The sequence below is a fragment of the Lacibacter sp. H407 genome, assembly GCF_037892605.1.
In the GTDB taxonomy this organism is placed as follows: Bacteria; Bacteroidota; Bacteroidia; order Chitinophagales; family Chitinophagaceae; genus Lacibacter.
In genome coordinates this window covers 1-17,721 of sequence record NZ_JBBKTU010000003.1, presented here as the reverse complement: position 1 = coordinate 17,721, position 17,721 = coordinate 1, and the positions used below count along the sequence as shown (strand labels likewise).

The 17,721-nt window shown below is 40.3% G+C and carries 9 protein-coding genes; 7 read left to right on the top strand and 2 right to left on the bottom strand.

What is annotated here, in order from left to right:
- Nucleotides 1-54 precede the first annotated feature (54 nt).
- Complete coding sequence (locus tag WG989_RS20450) at nucleotides 55-1,119, top strand: branched-chain amino acid aminotransferase (RefSeq protein ID WP_340431985.1); 1,065 nt, start codon at nucleotides 55-57, stop codon at nucleotides 1,117-1,119.
- Between the two features lie 154 nt (nucleotides 1,120-1,273).
- Entirely contained in the window at nucleotides 1,274-1,681 is a 408-nt protein-coding gene (locus WG989_RS20445) for a hypothetical protein (protein WP_340431983.1), read from the top strand.
- Between the two features lie 91 nt (nucleotides 1,682-1,772).
- On the opposite strand, the gene WG989_RS20440 is transcribed toward WG989_RS20445, so the two are convergent.
- Together WG989_RS20440 and WG989_RS20435 are read right to left on the bottom strand one after the other, a co-directional pair.
- The gene (locus WG989_RS20440) at nucleotides 1,773-3,095 is read right to left on the bottom strand and encodes a sulfatase (protein ID WP_340431982.1); all 1,323 of its coding nucleotides are present in this window, start codon (nucleotides 3,093-3,095) and stop codon (nucleotides 1,773-1,775) included.
- A 102-nt stretch (nucleotides 3,096-3,197) separates the two neighbouring features.
- Nucleotides 3,198-8,009 (bottom strand): PKD domain-containing protein, encoded by a 4,812-nt coding sequence (locus WG989_RS20435; protein ID WP_340431980.1) that lies wholly within the window; start codon nucleotides 8,007-8,009, stop codon nucleotides 3,198-3,200.
- 196 nt (nucleotides 8,010-8,205) lie between these two features.
- On the opposite strand from WG989_RS20435, the gene rpsL reads away from it, so the two are divergent.
- The 5 genes from rpsL to WG989_RS20410 form a co-directional block, all read left to right on the top strand.
- Nucleotides 8,206-8,586: a 30S ribosomal protein S12 gene (gene rpsL / locus WG989_RS20430; RefSeq protein ID WP_340431979.1), complete on the top strand. Its 381-nt coding sequence runs from the start codon at nucleotides 8,206-8,208 to the stop codon at nucleotides 8,584-8,586.
- 26 nt (nucleotides 8,587-8,612) lie between these two features.
- Nucleotides 8,613-9,080 carry a 30S ribosomal protein S7 gene (rpsG, locus tag WG989_RS20425; RefSeq protein WP_340431977.1) on the top strand — a complete coding sequence of 156 codons (468 nt, stop codon included), beginning with the start codon at nucleotides 8,613-8,615 and terminating at the stop codon, nucleotides 9,078-9,080.
- A gap of 369 nt (nucleotides 9,081-9,449) precedes the next feature.
- Nucleotides 9,450-11,594, top strand: a complete 2,145-nt coding sequence (fusA, locus tag WG989_RS20420) for an elongation factor G (protein WP_340431976.1) — start codon at nucleotides 9,450-9,452, stop codon at nucleotides 11,592-11,594.
- A 143-nt stretch (nucleotides 11,595-11,737) separates the two neighbouring features.
- Entirely contained in the window at nucleotides 11,738-14,404 is a 2,667-nt protein-coding gene (locus WG989_RS20415) for a DUF7619 domain-containing protein (protein WP_340431975.1), read from the top strand.
- A gap of 758 nt (nucleotides 14,405-15,162) precedes the next feature.
- The coding region (locus tag WG989_RS20410) for a hypothetical protein (RefSeq protein ID WP_340431974.1) at nucleotides 15,163-17,721 on the top strand (2,559 nt) is incomplete at its 3' end.

Below are 17,721 nucleotides of genomic sequence, written 5' to 3'. Positions count from 1 at the left end.
AGTAAAACCCTTGTTTATTTTTTTCGTTTCTTTGCGTGACAAAAATAACGAGTTATGATTGGTGCTATGGATATTTTAATTACAAAATCTGAAACAAGTAAACTGAGCAGCCTCGATCTGGGTAATGTTCCTTTTGGTAAACATTTTACTGATCATATGCTGGTTGCCGATTATGAAGATGGTGAGTGGAAGAATGTAGAGATCAAACCTTATCAACCTATTACCATTTCTCCTGCTAATGCCGCCATGCATTACGGACAAAGCATATTTGAAGGCATTAAAGCGTTTCGTCATGAAAATGGTGAAGCTTATATCTTCCGTCCATACGATAATTATAATCGTTTCAATAAATCGGCAGAACGCATGCAGATGCCAACAGTGCCTGAAGAAATTTTTATTGAAGGGATGCGTAAGCTGATTGAAATAGATAAAGATTGGATTCCGATGAAGAAGGATCATTCATTGTATATCCGTCCATTCATGTTTGCAAATGATGATGTGATAGGAGTGAAGCCGAGCGATAAGTATAAGTTCATGATCATTCTTTGTCCAACCGGTCCTTACTATGCGGTACCGATGAAGATCTATGTGGAAGAACAATTTGTACGTGCAGTGCCCGGTGGTGTTGGTTTTGCAAAAGCAGCCGGTAATTATGGCTCATCCATGTATCCAACAAACGAAGCAAAGAAAAAAGGATACGACCAAGTATTGTGGACAGATGCAGTTGAACATAAATACCTGCAGGAATTTGGTATGATGAATGGCTTTGTGATCATTGGCAATACAGCCATTACTCCAAATTTGGATGAAGGTACCATTCTTGCCGGTGTTACAAGAGATAGCGTGATCGCTATTTTAAAAGATATGGGTTTAACAGTTGAAGAACGGCCCATCAGCATTCATGAAGTAGTGGAAGCATTTCAAAACGGAACATTGAAAGAAGTGTTTGGTACAGGTACAGCAGCAACTATTTCAATGATCAAAGAGTTATGTTATAAAGATACTGTGATGAAGTTCGATACTGATAAATGGACGATCTCTCCTGAAGTGAAACGTCGTTTAACTGATATCCGTGAAGGGAAAGCAGCAGATATACACGAATGGTTATTTAAAATATAAACCTGCAATGAAAACAGTAGAGCGGCTTTGAGAAGAGCCGCTTTTTTATGGTAATCAGATATTGTAGCTGGGTGCATGCATGCTTATTTTCGCTTTGCAGTATGTTAGAGTGTTATGAATAAGGGAGCATGAACAAATAAGCCAAAATACTAAAATGGCAAAAGAATATTTAAATAACATGCTTAATACAGGTAAGAAAAGGTATTACATTTTATTACCTATTATTTTATTTTCATTTTTTATTTTTCGTTTTTTGATACCCCAGTTTTCGAAAGATGCCAGATGTATTACTTACAAAGAATTCCAAAAAATAAAGTTGGATGGAATTCTGATAAAAAAATACATAGATTCTTCACAGCATTCATTCCCAACTCTTGAGGTGCAAAATCTAGGGGATTCAAGAGTCGAAAAATTAAATCTTAACCTCGATGCTAGTGGATTTTATGATAAAATAAATCTACTTGACACTTTGTACAAGGAGGTAGGGAAAGATGAAGTTTACATAAAAAATAATGGAAAAAAAATAATAATGAAAATTGATTTTGGCTGTGATAACAAATGAAAAATTGTTGCACTCGTTCATTCTCGCTGCTGTCGGTGTATTAATGAAAGAATCACGCCCAAGTTGTGTGTTTTCACCAACCGATAAAATATCATTGCAAAGGCAAAGGGGTTAACACCAATTGCTCCCATGCCTTATATTTTCTCTTTAGCTCTTCTACTTTTACCTGCTGAGTTGTAATAAGATTATTGCGTTCCCCTTCATCAACCGATAGATCGAAAAGGTGTTCACCGGTTTCATCAACAATGTATTTCCAGTTATGATCAAGTATAGCGTGTTGATTGCGGCGTTGAGTAATGCGCCAGTAAAATGTTCTTGGCAAAACCTGTTGCTTGCCTGTAAGAACAGGAAGCAGATCAATGCCATCAGGCGCATACTTTTCATTTGCTTTTGCACCCGCAGCTGCAAGGATGGTTGCTGTCCAATCCATTGTTATCACCTGTTGATGCGATACAGTATTCGCTTTAATTTTTCCGGGCCATCGCACAAATGCAGGAACCCGCACACCACCTTCCCACACTGTCATTTTCATTTTCGCAAGTGGTCCCATATCTGAAAATTTTTCACCACCATTGTCGCTGGTGAAGATCACAATTGTATTTGCAGCTAATCCAGTTTCTTCCAATGTTTTCATAATTATGCCAACTTGCTCATCCAGACTTTTCATCATTGCTTTATAGGCTTCCGCTGTTCCCATTGTCGCCATGAGTTTGGCACTCATTTTAACAGTGTCAGGCAAAGCAGGATCGTTTGGTCCCTGCCATGGCCAATGCGGCGCAGTAAACTGCAGGCTTAAAAAGAATGGTTTATTGTGTTTTTGTTGTAAGAATGAAATTGTTTTTGAGCCAAGTAGTTCTGTTGCGTATCCCTTTGTATAAACAGGCGTTCTGTTTTCATACAGATCATGCATTTCTCCATCGCCTTTGTGCGAAATATAATCAGCTGCACCGGTGTAAATGCCGTAAAAATAATCAAACCCATTATCAAGCGGAGAGAAGGATGGCCCGACACCTAAATGCCATTTACCAATGAGTGCAGTTTCATAGCCAGCTTTTTTTACCAATGCCGCTACCGAATGATCAGCTGCGTTTAAACCAATACTGTTATCACGTTTTGAAGGTACCCAGGGTTCCAGCAAACCAATAGAAGTGCGTGCAGGATAACGGCCTGTCATAAATGCTGTACGAGTGGGTGTACAAACAGGAGCGGCCGCATATGCTTGTGTAAACTTCATTCCCTGTGCAGCAAGTTTATCGAGATGTGGGGTTTGATAATCTTTACGTCCATAACAACTGAGATCTGCATAACCCAGATCATCGGTCATAATGTAAATGATATTCGGTTTTTGCTGAGCAACTGAATAGCTATTCAATACATGAGAAATTGCTGCAACTAAAAACCACCTGTTGTTCATATTGATCGCTTTCCTACAAATTACCGCTTTCATTCTATTTTCCCTTAATAAAAAATAGCTGTGGGCAACCACAGCTATTAATATCGGTTATCAAAAAAATAATTACCGGATGAGTGTAATCGTACCCTGCATTTTAAATACAGCACCGTCGCCACAAACAACTTCGGTGATGTAGGTGTACATACCTGTTGGCTGTTCATAGCCATTACGTGTACCATCCCAACCAACTGCAGGATTATTTCCCTGTATATTTTCCTTTGAATAGACAGGCTTACCCCAACGGTCGAATACAGTTATACGCTTGATCTTATCAACTCCATCACCAATCACATAAAAGCGATCATTCTTTCCATCGTTGTTCGGTGTAAATGCATTGGGGATGTAAATACGCCCGGCTAAACATCCCACCAACACAGTTACTTCATCTGATGATACGCAACCGGCGATGTTACTTACCTCAACTGTATACGTTGTATTATTTTTTGGAGAAGCAATGGGGTTAGGGCATGTGGTACAACTCAGGTTTGTAAACGGCGACCAGTTGTATGAAATGATATCAGGCGAACCGGCGGCAAACAATTGTGCTGTTGTTCCTGCTATGATCACGGTATCATTGCCCGCATTGATGGTTGGATAATTATACACATAAACTGTTACTGATCTTGTATCGGTAAAGCAACTGCTGCTGTCGAAACCTGTAACGGTATAAGTTGTAGTTGTTGTTGGTGTTGCAATCGGATTCGCAATTGTTGAACTGCTGAGTCCGGTTGCCGGCGACCAGCTATAATTTTCTGCACCCGTAGCAAGTAACTGCATGCTTTCACCCACACATAACGTATCGCTTGCACTAACGGTAACGGTAAATGGTTTCTTTACACGAATGAAAACAGAATCAACCGTACTGCAACCTGCTGATGTGCCTGTTACATAGTAGCGGATATTATTTTGTGGAGTAGAAACAGGATTCGTGCAATTGGTACAATTCAAATCAGTTCCCGGCGACCATAAATAGGTAGAAGCGCCAGATGGATTTAAAACGAAACTGCTGCCAATACAGATAGTGGTGTCTTGTCCGGCATCAATGGTTGGGGTTTGATTAATTGTAATAGTGGTTGATGTACTATCTGTACAACCACTGCTGTTTGTTGCAATGAGCCATGCAGTATAAGTGCCTGCAGCTGGAATAGAAAAGTTGGAAAGATTTTTTGTGTTCACAATTCTGTTATCAACTTTCCATGTCCACTGTATTGCAGATGTATCAGGATTAATCAGGTTGCCGGTGAGATTTACAGTAGCCGGACTGCAATAGACGGTAGTTCCTGTAATACTTAATTGCGGAGTGGGTACAACTTTTATTAATTGTGGTTTGGTAATGGTATTACTGCATCCGTTTACAGTGTTAATGGTGAGCGTTACATCATACACACCTGTGTTGCCGTAAGAATGTGAGGGGTTACGTAAACCACTTGTATTACCATCACCAAAATTCCATACATAACTGCTTACAATATCTGCTGTAACCGATGAATCACGGAATTGAATGGTACCATTATCGCACAACACTTTTTTATCGACACTGAAGTCCGGTTTTGAACCAAATATCTTTATTGTATCAATACCTATCAATGGTGTTAAACAACCTTGTGTATCCTGTAAGATCACTTTTGGTACATAAAAGCCGGGGGATTGATAATTAAAACCGACCGTTGAATCGCTTGTAAACAACGTGTTGCCATCTCCAAAGTCCCAGAGGTATTTTACATTGTTGTTTGCTGTTACCGCAAAGTTTACCTGCATGGGGAAACATCCGGTAATTGGATTGTAGCTGAGATTACCAACTGTGTTTGACAATACACGTATCAGCATTTGTTTGGTGCTTGTACATCCACCGGCTGATGTTACAGTTAATGTAACTGTATAATCGTTTGGAATCGCATAGGAGTAAGATGGATTTGCTGCAGTGGATGTATTGCCATCGCCAAAGTTCCAGAGAACTGTTTTATAGTATGTTGATGTATTTGTAAACTGTACCTGCAACGGAGGGCAGATGGTGAATGTATCACTCGCAATGAAATTTGCTAAGGGTACATCAACAGTAATGTAATTTATTTTGATGGTGGAATCTACACAACCAATTGCTTCACGACCGATCAACTTCACCGTGTATGTGCCTGTTGCTGCATAACTGTGCGAAGGATTAACAGCTGTTGATGTATTGCCATCACCAAAATCCCATGTATAACTTAAGTTACTACCTGTTGAAGTATTTACAAATTGTACGTTTCCGTTAGGGCAAGACAAACTGTCTACTGCGTAAAAACCAAGCTTTGTTTCAAAGATATCAAGAACTGCCCCTCCTAATGTACTGTCAACACAACCGTATGAATCAGTTACGATCAATTTTGGAAAATAAGTTGATGCTGTGGTATAACTATGTTGCACTGTTGCATTATTTCCATTCAAATTATTGCCATCGCCAAAGCGCCATAAATAATTTGTAATTGGGTGTGTTCCGTCGGTTGTTGATGTATTGGTAAATGTTACTGATTGACCAACGCACTGTGGGTTGGGGAGTGCAGTGAAGGATGGAGTTGCTCCATACACATTCAATAGTTTTGTTGTACTGTCTTTACACCCGTTTATATCTGTAATAACAAGCTTAACTGTATAACTGCCGACAGCAGTATAAAAATGATTGAATGATGCTGAGTTGTTGGTAGTGCCGTCTCCAAGATCCCACGACCAAGATGTGATGTTAGCTGGTGTTACATTGCCGGCAGAAAAACTAAATGATTGGAATTTACATTTTGCATTCTGATCTGTAATGATCGTTGGATTGAAATTTAAAAAGTTGACCACACGTTGTGATGTATCTGTGCAACTTCCATTGGTAACACTTAATGTAACAGTATAAGTGCCGGGAGATGCATACACATGCAATGGATTGGTTGCTGTTGATGTATTTCCATCGCCAAAATTCCAAATACGGGTAACTGCTCCAATAGAACTGTCGACAAATGAAACGGTGGAAGTGGTGTTACAATCGTACACTATTCCAAAGTTTGATACCGGGGGTAGTATGTTGATGTAGTTTGATTTTGTTACAGTATCACCACAACCATTTTTATAAGCAATCAACGTAACTGTCATTAAGCCCGCCTTGTTATAAGCATAGGAAGGGTTTTGCAGAGTACTTGTGCCGTTATCGCCAAACTCCCATCGAAAAGCATCGGGTGAGCCGGAACTTAGGTTGGTGAAATTAACCGGCTGTCCGGCACAACTTGTAAGTGGCGCAGCAGAAAAATTAGCAGTTGGTTTCGTGCCTGTTTTTACGCCATCTACATAGGTGATGGTTTCTGTGCAACCTCTCTTTGTTGTTACAGTTAAACGAATGGTATAATTCCCTTGACCCGGGTAAAGATGACTTGGGAATTGTTGTGTTGAAGTGCCGCCATCACCAAAATCCCATAACCAGGAAATAACAGAATCCGCCGATATCACGGAAGGAACGGGATTAAATGTGTAAGGGAAACAACCACCTGTTGGCATGCCGGGTATCGAAACAACTGGTTTCTGTACCCGGATAAAATTTGTTTTAGTGATTGTACCTGTACAACCTGCTGAAAGCTGAACTGTCAGCTTCACTGTATAATTTCCTTCAGCTGTATAAGTATGTGATGGATTCTGTTGTGTTGAAATAGCACCGTCTCCAAAATCCCATAACCATTGTTTGGCTCCTGCGGTAGTGTTAGAGAAATTTACTGTAAACGGTGCACTGCATGCAATGGAATCATTTACAAGAATATTTGGAACCGGGTTGCTGATAACATTAATTGTTTTTATGGATGAGTCAACACAGTTTCCATAGTTGTTGACCAGTTTTACTGTATAAGCACCGGTGGTGCTGAAAATTTTGATCGGGTTGGCTGTGATAGATGTAGTGCCATCGCCAAAATACCATGTAGATGCATTCGGAGCCGGCACAGATTGGTTTGTAAATTTCACCGTATCACCAATACAAACACTATCCCTGAAGCTGAAGTTGGAATTAAAATTACCAATACTTAATTGGTTGTTCTTAGTAATTGTATCAATACAGCCCTGATCGCTTTCTGCGATCAATCTCACATTATAAGTACCGGCTGTAGTATAGATATGCGAAGGGTTGGTAGTAGTGGAGTTACCGCCATCGCCAAAATCCCATCTATAGGTAACTGTTCCGGGCCCGGTGGTAAGGTTGGTAAAGCTGATCGATTCCGGTGGTTTACAATTAACCGGGGCGCTGGCGCTAAAATCCGCTTTTACACCATTGGACGCCCTGATAAACGAGGGTTTTACCAATAATGTAAAACAACCACTGCTGTTGGTTACTTTTAATGCTACATTATAATTACCCGTGTTGTAGTAAACATGATAGGGGTTTTGGGCGGTGCTGGTTGTACCATCTCCAAAGTCCCATTCCCAGGATGTAATGGCGCCTCCCGATGTGGCCACCGAATTATCAACAAACTGAACTCTGAGCGGAAAACAACCAACAGAGCTGGTGGAAGTGGAAAAAGCAGCCTGTGGCGGTTGAATTACATTAATATAGCTGGTTTTAATCAGAGAATCGGCGCCCGATGCATTAGCCACTACCAGTTTAATAGTATAAAGCCCCGGTGTTAAATAGTTGGTAGAAGGATTTTTTTGTGTTGATACGGTTCCGTTGCCCAGATCCCATTTCCAGTTGGTTGGGTTTCCGGTCGATTGATCAGTAAACGTTACGAGTAATGGAGCACAACCACTGACCGGACTCGCTGTAAAAGCGGCGCCGGGAGCCTGTGCAAATGCACTGAAACATGTAAAAACTAAAGGAAACAGAAATACCCATCTTGTATAAATTGTTGAAGAAAAGAGGGTTTTAAGTTTGTTCATAAGCTTGGTTGGCAGTTTCTTTAGGTATCAGGCCTCAAAATACAGGTTCGGGCGTTACAAAAAACTGCCCCGTACCATATACTCTCCACAAACGCTGAAAAGATGTGGATTATTTTGATAGCAGAAAAAAGGTTAAAGTTTTTGTTATTAAATCTTAACCTCCTACCTTTGCCGTCCGAAAAATAAAAGGTTACGAATGCCTACAATACAACAATTAGTAAGAAAAGGAAGAGAAATTATCAGGGCGAAAAGCAAATCCCGTGCGTTGGATGCGTGCCCGTTCCGCAGAGGTGTATGTACACGTGTGTACACAACCACTCCTAAAAAACCGAACTCAGCGTTACGTAAAGTAGCCAAAGTTCGTTTAACCAATAAGATAGAGGTGATTGCCTATATCCCGGGTGAAGGACATAACCTGCAGGAGCACTCCATTGTACTTGTACGTGGTGGTCGTGTAAAAGATTTGCCAGGTGTACGTTACCATATCGTTCGTGGTTCGTTGGATACTGCCGGTGTAAAAGACCGTAAGCAGAGCCGTTCGAAATACGGAACCAAGAAAGAAAAGGCTAAAAAATAATCTGAACTAAGTAATTCTTATATACAATGAGGAAGACGAAACCGAAAAAGATAGCACTTGCACCAGATCCTAAATTTAACGATGTACTGGTGACTCGTTTTGTGAATAACCTGATGTGGCAAGGTAAGAAGAGCACTGCTTTTACCATCTTCTACGATGCAATTGATAAAGTTGCCAAAACAACCGGCGAAGACGGTTATGAAATCTGGAAGAAAGCAGTTGCAAACGTAACTCCTGCTGTTGAAGTACGCAGCCGTCGTATTGGTGGTGCTACTTTCCAGATTCCTGCGGAAGTACGTGCTGATCGTAAAGTTTCATTGAGCATCAAATGGCTCGTTCGCTACAGTCGTGAGCGTAACGGTCGCAGCATGGCCGATAAATTAGCAAACGAAATTGTAAGCGCAAGCAAAGGTGAAGGTGGAGCTTTCAAAAAGAAAGAAGATACGCACCGTATGGCTGAAGCAAACAAAGCGTTTGCGCATTTCAGATCTTAATTTCAGTAATGAAAAATATATCAGAATCCCCCTTCAAAACAGGGGGATTTTTGTTTCCCATATTTTTGAACGCAACTGATTTATAGGTCAGGTAATTTCCTTACTTTTGCGGCGCCTAAACAGGTAATCACAGGTGAGGAGTGCATACGTGAAACAGGATTATTTGTTGACCGGCGTATTATGAGAGTATAAAAATCTACATATCAGCAACAGGTGTTCCGGTAAAACGGACAGTTCCTTCCCGTCTATATGCTGATAGCCATCCCGAACCTGAAGTGTGCGACGCCACAGGTGCCGAACAGAGAAACAGTCGCAGATAACAATCACACAACGTTTTTTTTAAACAGATAAACATTCAAACAAATAGTCATGGCAGACTTAAAATTTCAGAGAAACTTTGGTATTGCGGCGCATATTGATGCCGGTAAAACCACAACTACTGAGCGTATCCTCCGCTACACCGGTATGATTCACCGTATTGGAGAGGTGCACGATGGTGCAGCTACAACCGATTGGATGGAGCAGGAAAAAGAAAGAGGTATCACCATCACTTCGGCTGCTGTAAGCTGTGTGTGGAATTTCCCTACCAACAAAGGCAAGGAAGATGCAAATACAAAAAAATACAACTTCAACATTATTGATACTCCCGGTCACGTGGATTTTACTGTAGAAGTAGAACGTTCTATGCGTGTATTGGATGGTTTGATCGCTTTGTTCAGTGCGGTTGATGGTGTAGAACCACAATCTGAAACTGTATGGCGCCAGGCGAACCGTTACAATGTACCACGTATCGGTTTTGTAAATAAAATGGATCGCAGTGGTGCCGACTTCTTAAACGTAGTTAAGCAGGTGCGTGAAATGCTGGGTTCAAAAGCCGTTCCTCTTCAGTTACCAATTGGAGCAGAAGATGATTTTACAGGTGTGGTGGATCTCATCAAAATGAAAGGGATCATCTGGCACATGGAAACAGAAGGTATGACCTTTGATGAAATTGACATTCCTGCAGATATGCTTGAAGAAGCGAAAGACTGGAGAGGTCAACTCGTTGAAGCTGTTGCAGAATACGATGATAAATTAATGGAGAAATTTTTCGATAATCCTGATTCGATCACTGAAGATGAAATTCATGAAGCGGTGCGTAAAGCAACGATCGATCTTAGCATTGTACCAATGATGTGTGGTTCATCTTTCAAAAACAAAGGTGTACAAACAGCATTGGATGCGGTATGTCGTTACCTGCCTTCTCCAATGGATATCGAAGCCATTAAAGGAACTGATCCTGATACTGGTGAAGAAATTACTCGTCAGCCGGATGCAAAACAACCATTTGCAGCATTGGCATTTAAGATCATGACCGATCCGTTCGTAGGTCGTTTGGCGTTCTTCCGGGTTTACTCAGGTCATCTTGATGCCGGTTCTTATGTGTTGAATGTACGTAGCGGTAAGAAAGAGCGTATCAGCCGTATCATGAAAATGTTTGCCAACAAACAAAACCCAATCGATTTTATTGAAGCGGGTGATATTGGTGCAGCTGTAGGATTTAAAGAAATTAAAACCGGTGATACATTGTGCGATGAAAATCATCCGATCACATTGGAGAACATGTTTATTCCTGAACCTGTGATCTCTTTAGCTGTTGAGCCAAAAGCTCAGGCTGATGTAGATAAAATGGGTTTAGCAATTTCTAAACTGGTAGAAGAAGATCCTACATTACGTGTACGCACAGACGAAGAAACAGGTCAAACCATTTTAAGTGGTATGGGTGAATTACACCTGGAGATCATTGTTGATCGTATGCGTCGTGAGTTTAAAGTTGAAATTAACCAAGGTGCACCGATGGTGGCTTATAAAGAGTCGTTTAAACAAAGTGTTGAACACCGTGAAGTACTGAAAAAGCAATCGGGTGGTCGTGGTAAGTTCGCCGATATCATTTTTGAGATCGGACCTGCTGATGAAGAGTGGTTGAAAGAAAACCCCGGTAAATCATACCAGTTTGTAAACGATTTGTTTGGTGGATCAATTCCAAAAGAATTTGTTCCTGCCATTACAAAGGGTTTTGAAACTGCAATGACGAATGGTGTATTGGCCAACTATCCAATGGTTGATATGAAGGTGCGTGTATTTGATGGTAGCTACCATGATGTGGATTCTGATGCAATGAGTTTTGAATTGTGTGCAAAGAGTGGTTTCCGTGAAGCAGGACGCAAAGCAAAACCAACTTTGCTCGAGCCAATCATGAAAGTAGAAGTTGTAACGCCTGATCAGTACATGGGTGATGTTACGGGAGATTTGAACCGTCGTCGTGGTATGCTGGAAGGTATGGATACAAAAGGTAATGCACAAGTGATCAGAGCCAAAGTTCCATTGAGTGAAATGTTTGGTTATGTTACACAGTTACGTTCATTGTCTTCTGGTCGTGCAACTTCAACCATGGAGTTCAGTCACTATGCACCTGCACCAAACAACGTTGCCGAAGAGGTAATTGCGAAGGTGAAAGGAAAAGTGAGTGCTTAATTAAATTAAGTTGATTGAAATAGAATCCCCTTGCGAGAGCAGGGGGATTTTTTTGTTATCACATCAAGGTATAAATGAAAATGAGAAGGAAAGTCAATGTCGATTCTTTTTGTATTTTACATCCATAATCTCTATTTAAACCAATGAAGCATCCTTTAGTGAAAATCATTCTGACAGTATTCTTTTGTTGCAACCTTTTTTCGCCTAAGGCTCAGGCTCCTGTTATTAAGTTCAAAAAATATTATGGTAATAGCGATCAAATACCATTAATTATCTACGATGCCAAACCCACAAGAAGTCGTGGTTTAATTCTAGCCGGCAGTGATTCAACACGCATGAATTCCGGTAGCGGATTTTTTACAGGCGAATATAAGTCTTTGGGTAATCGCCCTTTTTTATTAAAAACTGACAGTGTAGGAAAAGAGTTATGGAGAAGAAATCTAGCATTGGCAGACTCGTTCTATAACAGTGCTTTTACGTCAGTAGTAGAAACAAATGATGGAGGTTATATTGCCACAGGAAAGTACTGGGATAATGCAAATGCCTACCAGATGGTTATAGCCCGATTTACCTTCGATGGCAACTTGTTGTGGCAGAAAAAATATGGTGGCTCAGGCGATGACGAAGGATATCAAATAATTGAAGATTCAAAAGGCGGGTTTGTTGTTGTTGGATGGTCGGCTTCTAGTAACGGAGATGTAACATTAAATAAGGGGGGAAATGATGTGTGGGTATTAAAAATTGATGAAACAGGTAATATTGTTTGGTCTAAGTTATATGGTGGTACTGAAAATGATCAAGGATATTCACTTGTACAGTCAAGTGACTTCGGATTTATTATTGCGGGAAAAACTGCGTCTACCAACGGGGATCTTGCTGGGGTAAACAACAGCATACATAGTGCTTGGTTGTTTAAGATAGATAATACAGGTAATTATATTTGGAAAAATGTCTACACAGGACAAATCGGCGTTCCTTCTTTTCATTCAGTAAAAATTGCAAATGATAATTCGATCGTTTTGACAGGATTGGATTTTGTACTTAATCCGGGCAGTCAGTTTAATTATAATTTAGAATTACTCGTTGCAAAAGCGTCTATGCAAAATGGCAGTATTCTTTGGACTAAAACGTTCGGCGGATTGGAATCTGATTATGGATATTCGATACAGCCGATGATAGATAATTCAATATTAGTTTCAGGTACCACAACCTCACGAGATGGAGATCTTACAAAACACAATCTATCGGCAATTGTACCTTGGCTGTTACACTTATCAGCAAATGGTGATTTATTGTGGGATGTTGTAACGCCTAATCCTGAAAGTACCTGGGGCTACCAATCATGGCTGCTGAATAATGGAGAGTACATTGTTACAGGAAATGATGTGACTTATAATCGTGGAGTGGTATTTTGGTTGGGTAGTATGAATTCCATTAAGGGCCAATTATATCTTGATGCAAATGCAAACAATACAAAAGATGCAGGTGAAACAGGATTTAATAATGGATTGGTGGTTGTAAAAAAACAAGATGTAGAGATAACTTCTGCTTCACCCTATAACGGTGCATTCGAAATGCCTGTTGATACGGGAGCTTATGTTACCACTCTTCAACTCTTCAATCCTTACTATACAGTTGTGCCTTCATCCCGCAACAGCACTTTTAGTTCTTATCTTAATACTGATTCATTCAGCTTTGCCATTCAACCAATCGCTAACAAACAGGATCTGATTACACATTTAATTCCTGTGTCCCCAGCACGTCCCGGCTTTAAAGCACAGTATGTGTTGAATTATAAAAACATCGGCACAACAACTATTGCAAACGGAACTGTGAAGTTGATCAAAGACAATCGCTCAGCTTATTCATTTAGTTTGCCATTGCCGGCATCTATAGTTGCAGATACCATTACCTGGAACTATACGAACTTAAAACCACTTGATTCAATTGCAATTGGAATTGAGTTGCAATTAACAGCACCACCAATGCTCAATAACAATGATACATTAAAATACACTGCAGTTGTGTTACCTGTTACGGGAGACCTTACTCCTTCAAATGATACAAGTAGTTTGCGTCAACTTGTGCAAGGTTCATATGATCCAAATGATAAACAGGAAAGCTTTGCAGGACGTATGCCATTAAGAACAATTCAGAACGGTGCTTACATCAACTATATGATCCGTTTTCAAAACACCGGTAATGATACGGCCTTTACTGTTCGCTTGATGGATACATTAGAAAACAAACTTGATTGGAGTTCTTTTGAAATGATCGGCAGCAGCCATAAATATAGTCTCACAATTAAAGAAGGAAACAAACTGCAATGGGTTTTCAACGATATTAAACTGCCCGACAGCACAACGAATCTCATCAGAAGCGTTGGCTTTGTTGCATTCCGCATCAAACCAAAAAATACCGTATCAACAAATGATGTAATTAAGAATAAGGCAAGTATTTATTTCGATTACAATTTGCCGATTGTAACAAACAGTGCTGATATTACTATTACGAATGAAATAATAACAGCAGTACGTGAAATACAGAACGACGAAATGAAATTGCAGTTTGGTCCAAACCCAAGCAATGGTTTTTCAAATCTGTTGATTACAGGTAAGCTAATGGGGAAATTTGAATTAAGGGTTATTGATAATAATGGCAGTGTAATATCACAACAAACCATTACAAGAAATTCAATTGCTGAAACAAATACAATTCCCGTTCATCTCGAAAAACTGTCTTCGGGTGTGTATTATATTCTACTGCAACAGAAAGGGAAAAGCTGGTGGCAAAAAATAATTCTTCAATAAAAAATAAACCCCGGAATTTCCGGGGTTTATTTTTTATTGAACTTGAGTATCTGTTTTTGGCTCTGGTATTGCATTGCCTTTCTTCTTCAATTAAATAATTAAATTAAATATTTGTTCACTTGCTTGCATTTAGTAAAATCATTATTTAATTTCATAGTCCCGCAAAAGTTTTTTAAACCGTGCACCTACCCAAACCCCTGTTTTAATCTACCCCTCTTAACCCTCCCTTCTAAACAGCAAATTGTAGTTGTAAAGTTTTTTAACCATTTCGAAAAAGTATTTCTTGCTTCGAAACCATTACGAATTCTGTACTCATTTTATTGGTTCAGGTTATTTAGCTGTGTATTCAGTTTTAACAATGAGTGCATGCTGAATAATTAATATGACCATCGTCAGTTTTTACAAAAGCTAACGGCGGGGAGATATACCTATGTGTTGAATTGATTCCATGCATTGCGGGATGTATGTGTATCATGTTCATGTTTCTATCAATAAGCACCCAATTATCCTTTTAATTTCCATTTACTTTTTGTCCTGTCTTTTATTTCAATGTCCTGCAGCAACCAGCCCTGTCTTTATTTCCAATGTTCTTAAACTCATATCCGGAAAAATCAACCATCCATTTCCTTCGAAAGAAATTGTCGCTATTGTAATGGTTAAACTTTAACAGGTACAGAAAAATACCTGCACCAACCCAATTGTTTGATCCATCCGGTGAAAACAGGCTAAGTTATTTTTTAACTCTTAAAGCTGATTTTATGAATATTTCTACAGATCGATGTAATATTCATTACACCCAACCCAAAATACATTGGTGCAATGGATTCGCTATTTACATCAAACAAATTCTAACGCTTTTTTTTCTTAACCTTTTAATTTTTTCATTTAATGCTGTTGGTCAGCTGTCAACAAATAATAATGCTGACAAGTGGATAGCTTTTAATTTAAACAGTATTCTTTACAACGGGCAGCATGCGGGTGTTGCACATGCAGAGATTACGAACCATGTTCCAAATGAGTGGAATACAATTCAAACGGGAACATTGGTTAGCAACAGCAATGTTCAGTTTACATTGGATGCAATGAATCCAATTCGCTCCCTGGTCTTCAACACTAAGTTTGCGCCTCCCGAGGCAGCCGATTTAGATCAACTCAGGAATGGCGGAATAGGCGAACCTCCAACTCCCAATAACTGGGTAAATGGTAATGCCGGACCAGAGAATTCGCATTTCATTGAAAGCTGGTCGATCCCTTATCGTATGCGTATATCGGGTTTAACCAATAATACTTCGCATAATATTATTATTGAGTGGGATATTATGGGCTCATCAGGTACCAAACATGCTATTGATTACATTACTCATTTCCAAAACCTTGGTAGTAATACTTTACACAATTCATTGTTTGGACATAATGCTGAAGTGGTAAACCCAGGTTTTGGATTAACTGTAAGTTCAACAAATACCTGGCCCATTCCTGAACCAAGTTCAGCAGGTTCACCCGTTGCAGGCCAGCCTACAACGAGCTTTAATGCCTTGAATTTAAAAGATTTTACGATCTATAACGGAACCATAACTGCAATGAGTTATGTTTCGCAAGGCGATTTAACTGCAGATGGCTCAAAAACAAGGTTATCGATTACGTTCACTGCTAATTTCAGTGGTGGGGCAAATACGGTAATACTTGGTTGGGGTGGCCATATTGCTTCACAATCAGATTGGGGTATTGGCGAATCAGCAAGTGATATCAATGGTTCTCCTTATCACACCCGTTTGATTGAATTGGATGGTTCCGGTGGTAACCAGGATCGTTCATTGAAAGCAGATGCAGTAGTGGTACCACCGGGTTGTAATATTACTTCTCCAGACTTGTGTCCATTGACAACAAGTTCAACTGCAACTGCCGGCCTTACTAATGCAGCAGGTGTAACCACATCTTATACATGGAGCCTTACCGGAACGAATACAGCAAATGCAACTCTTACCGGCAGCACAAGTGGCTCGGTAGCTTCAGGTGTAACAACAATTCCAGGTGTTGGCATCAGCGCACCGGCAGGTGGTTTTGCAGCAGGCACATCCTTTACTGTTCAGTTGTCTGTTTCAAGAACATTTTCAGGTATTGTATTTAGCAGCATCTGTACAAAAACAGTAAACATTACAACCGGTGCAACAGCAACGGCAACAGCAAATCCTACAGCTATTGATATCAGAACAGCTGCACATAACACTACATTGAACGTTAGTGTGACTCCAGGAAATATCAGTGATTATGATTTGCTATGGACAGAAGATGGCGCAGGTAGTTTAAATTTCAATAACGTTGCAAGCCCAGTCTATACTGCAGTTCCCGCGGACCAAGCACAAACAATTAATTTCAATGTAACCCTCACACCAAAAGCGGGCACAACAGGATTATGTCCTAACAATGCCCAGGTAAGTGTACCCGTAAATGGCACAGCTACATGCTTAGTTTCATGTTTAACAAATTGTTCGCCATGCGCAGGTAGCGTTTCAACTTTCAGAGGGCCTCTTAATGATCCTGTCGGTTCTAATACATTCTATGATTGGAACATTACGTCAGGTGATGCAAGCATTACCGGGGCAGACAATGGACAAGAAGTTACAGTTACTGCGGGATTAACTAACTACAGGCTTGAGCTTACCATTACATACTCCAACACTGCACTTAACCAGGCGCCTTGTGGAATTGATGTAACGGTGGGCGATGTTCAGGCCAATGCTGTTCCAACACATGCATTATGTTTTGGTGGTAATGGCTCAGTAAATCTTACAGTTAGTGGCGGTACGGCTCCATATAGTTTCTTGTGGAATACAGGGGCAACAACAGAAGATCTTGCTTCAGTACCTGCAGGAGCATATAGTGTAACCGTAACTGATGCCAATGGCTGTACAGAAACAGCGAATGCAACAGTTAATCAGCCAACAGATGTTACAGCCAATGCAGTTCCAACTCATGCATTATGTTTTGGCGGCAATGGTTCAGTAAATCTTACCGTTGGTGGTGGTACGCCTCCATATACTTTCTTGTGGAATACCGGGGCAACAACAGAAGATCTTGCTTCAGTACCTGCAGGAGCATATAGTGTAACTGTGACTGATGCCAACGGCTGTACAGAAACAGCAAATGCAACAGTTAATCAGCCAACAGATGTTACAGCCAATGCAGTTCCAACACATGCATTATGTTTTGGCGGCAATGGTTCAGTAAATCTTACCGTTGGTGGTGGTACGCCTCCATATACTTTCTTGTGGAATACCGGAGCAACAACAGAAGATCTTGCTTCAGTACCTGCAGGG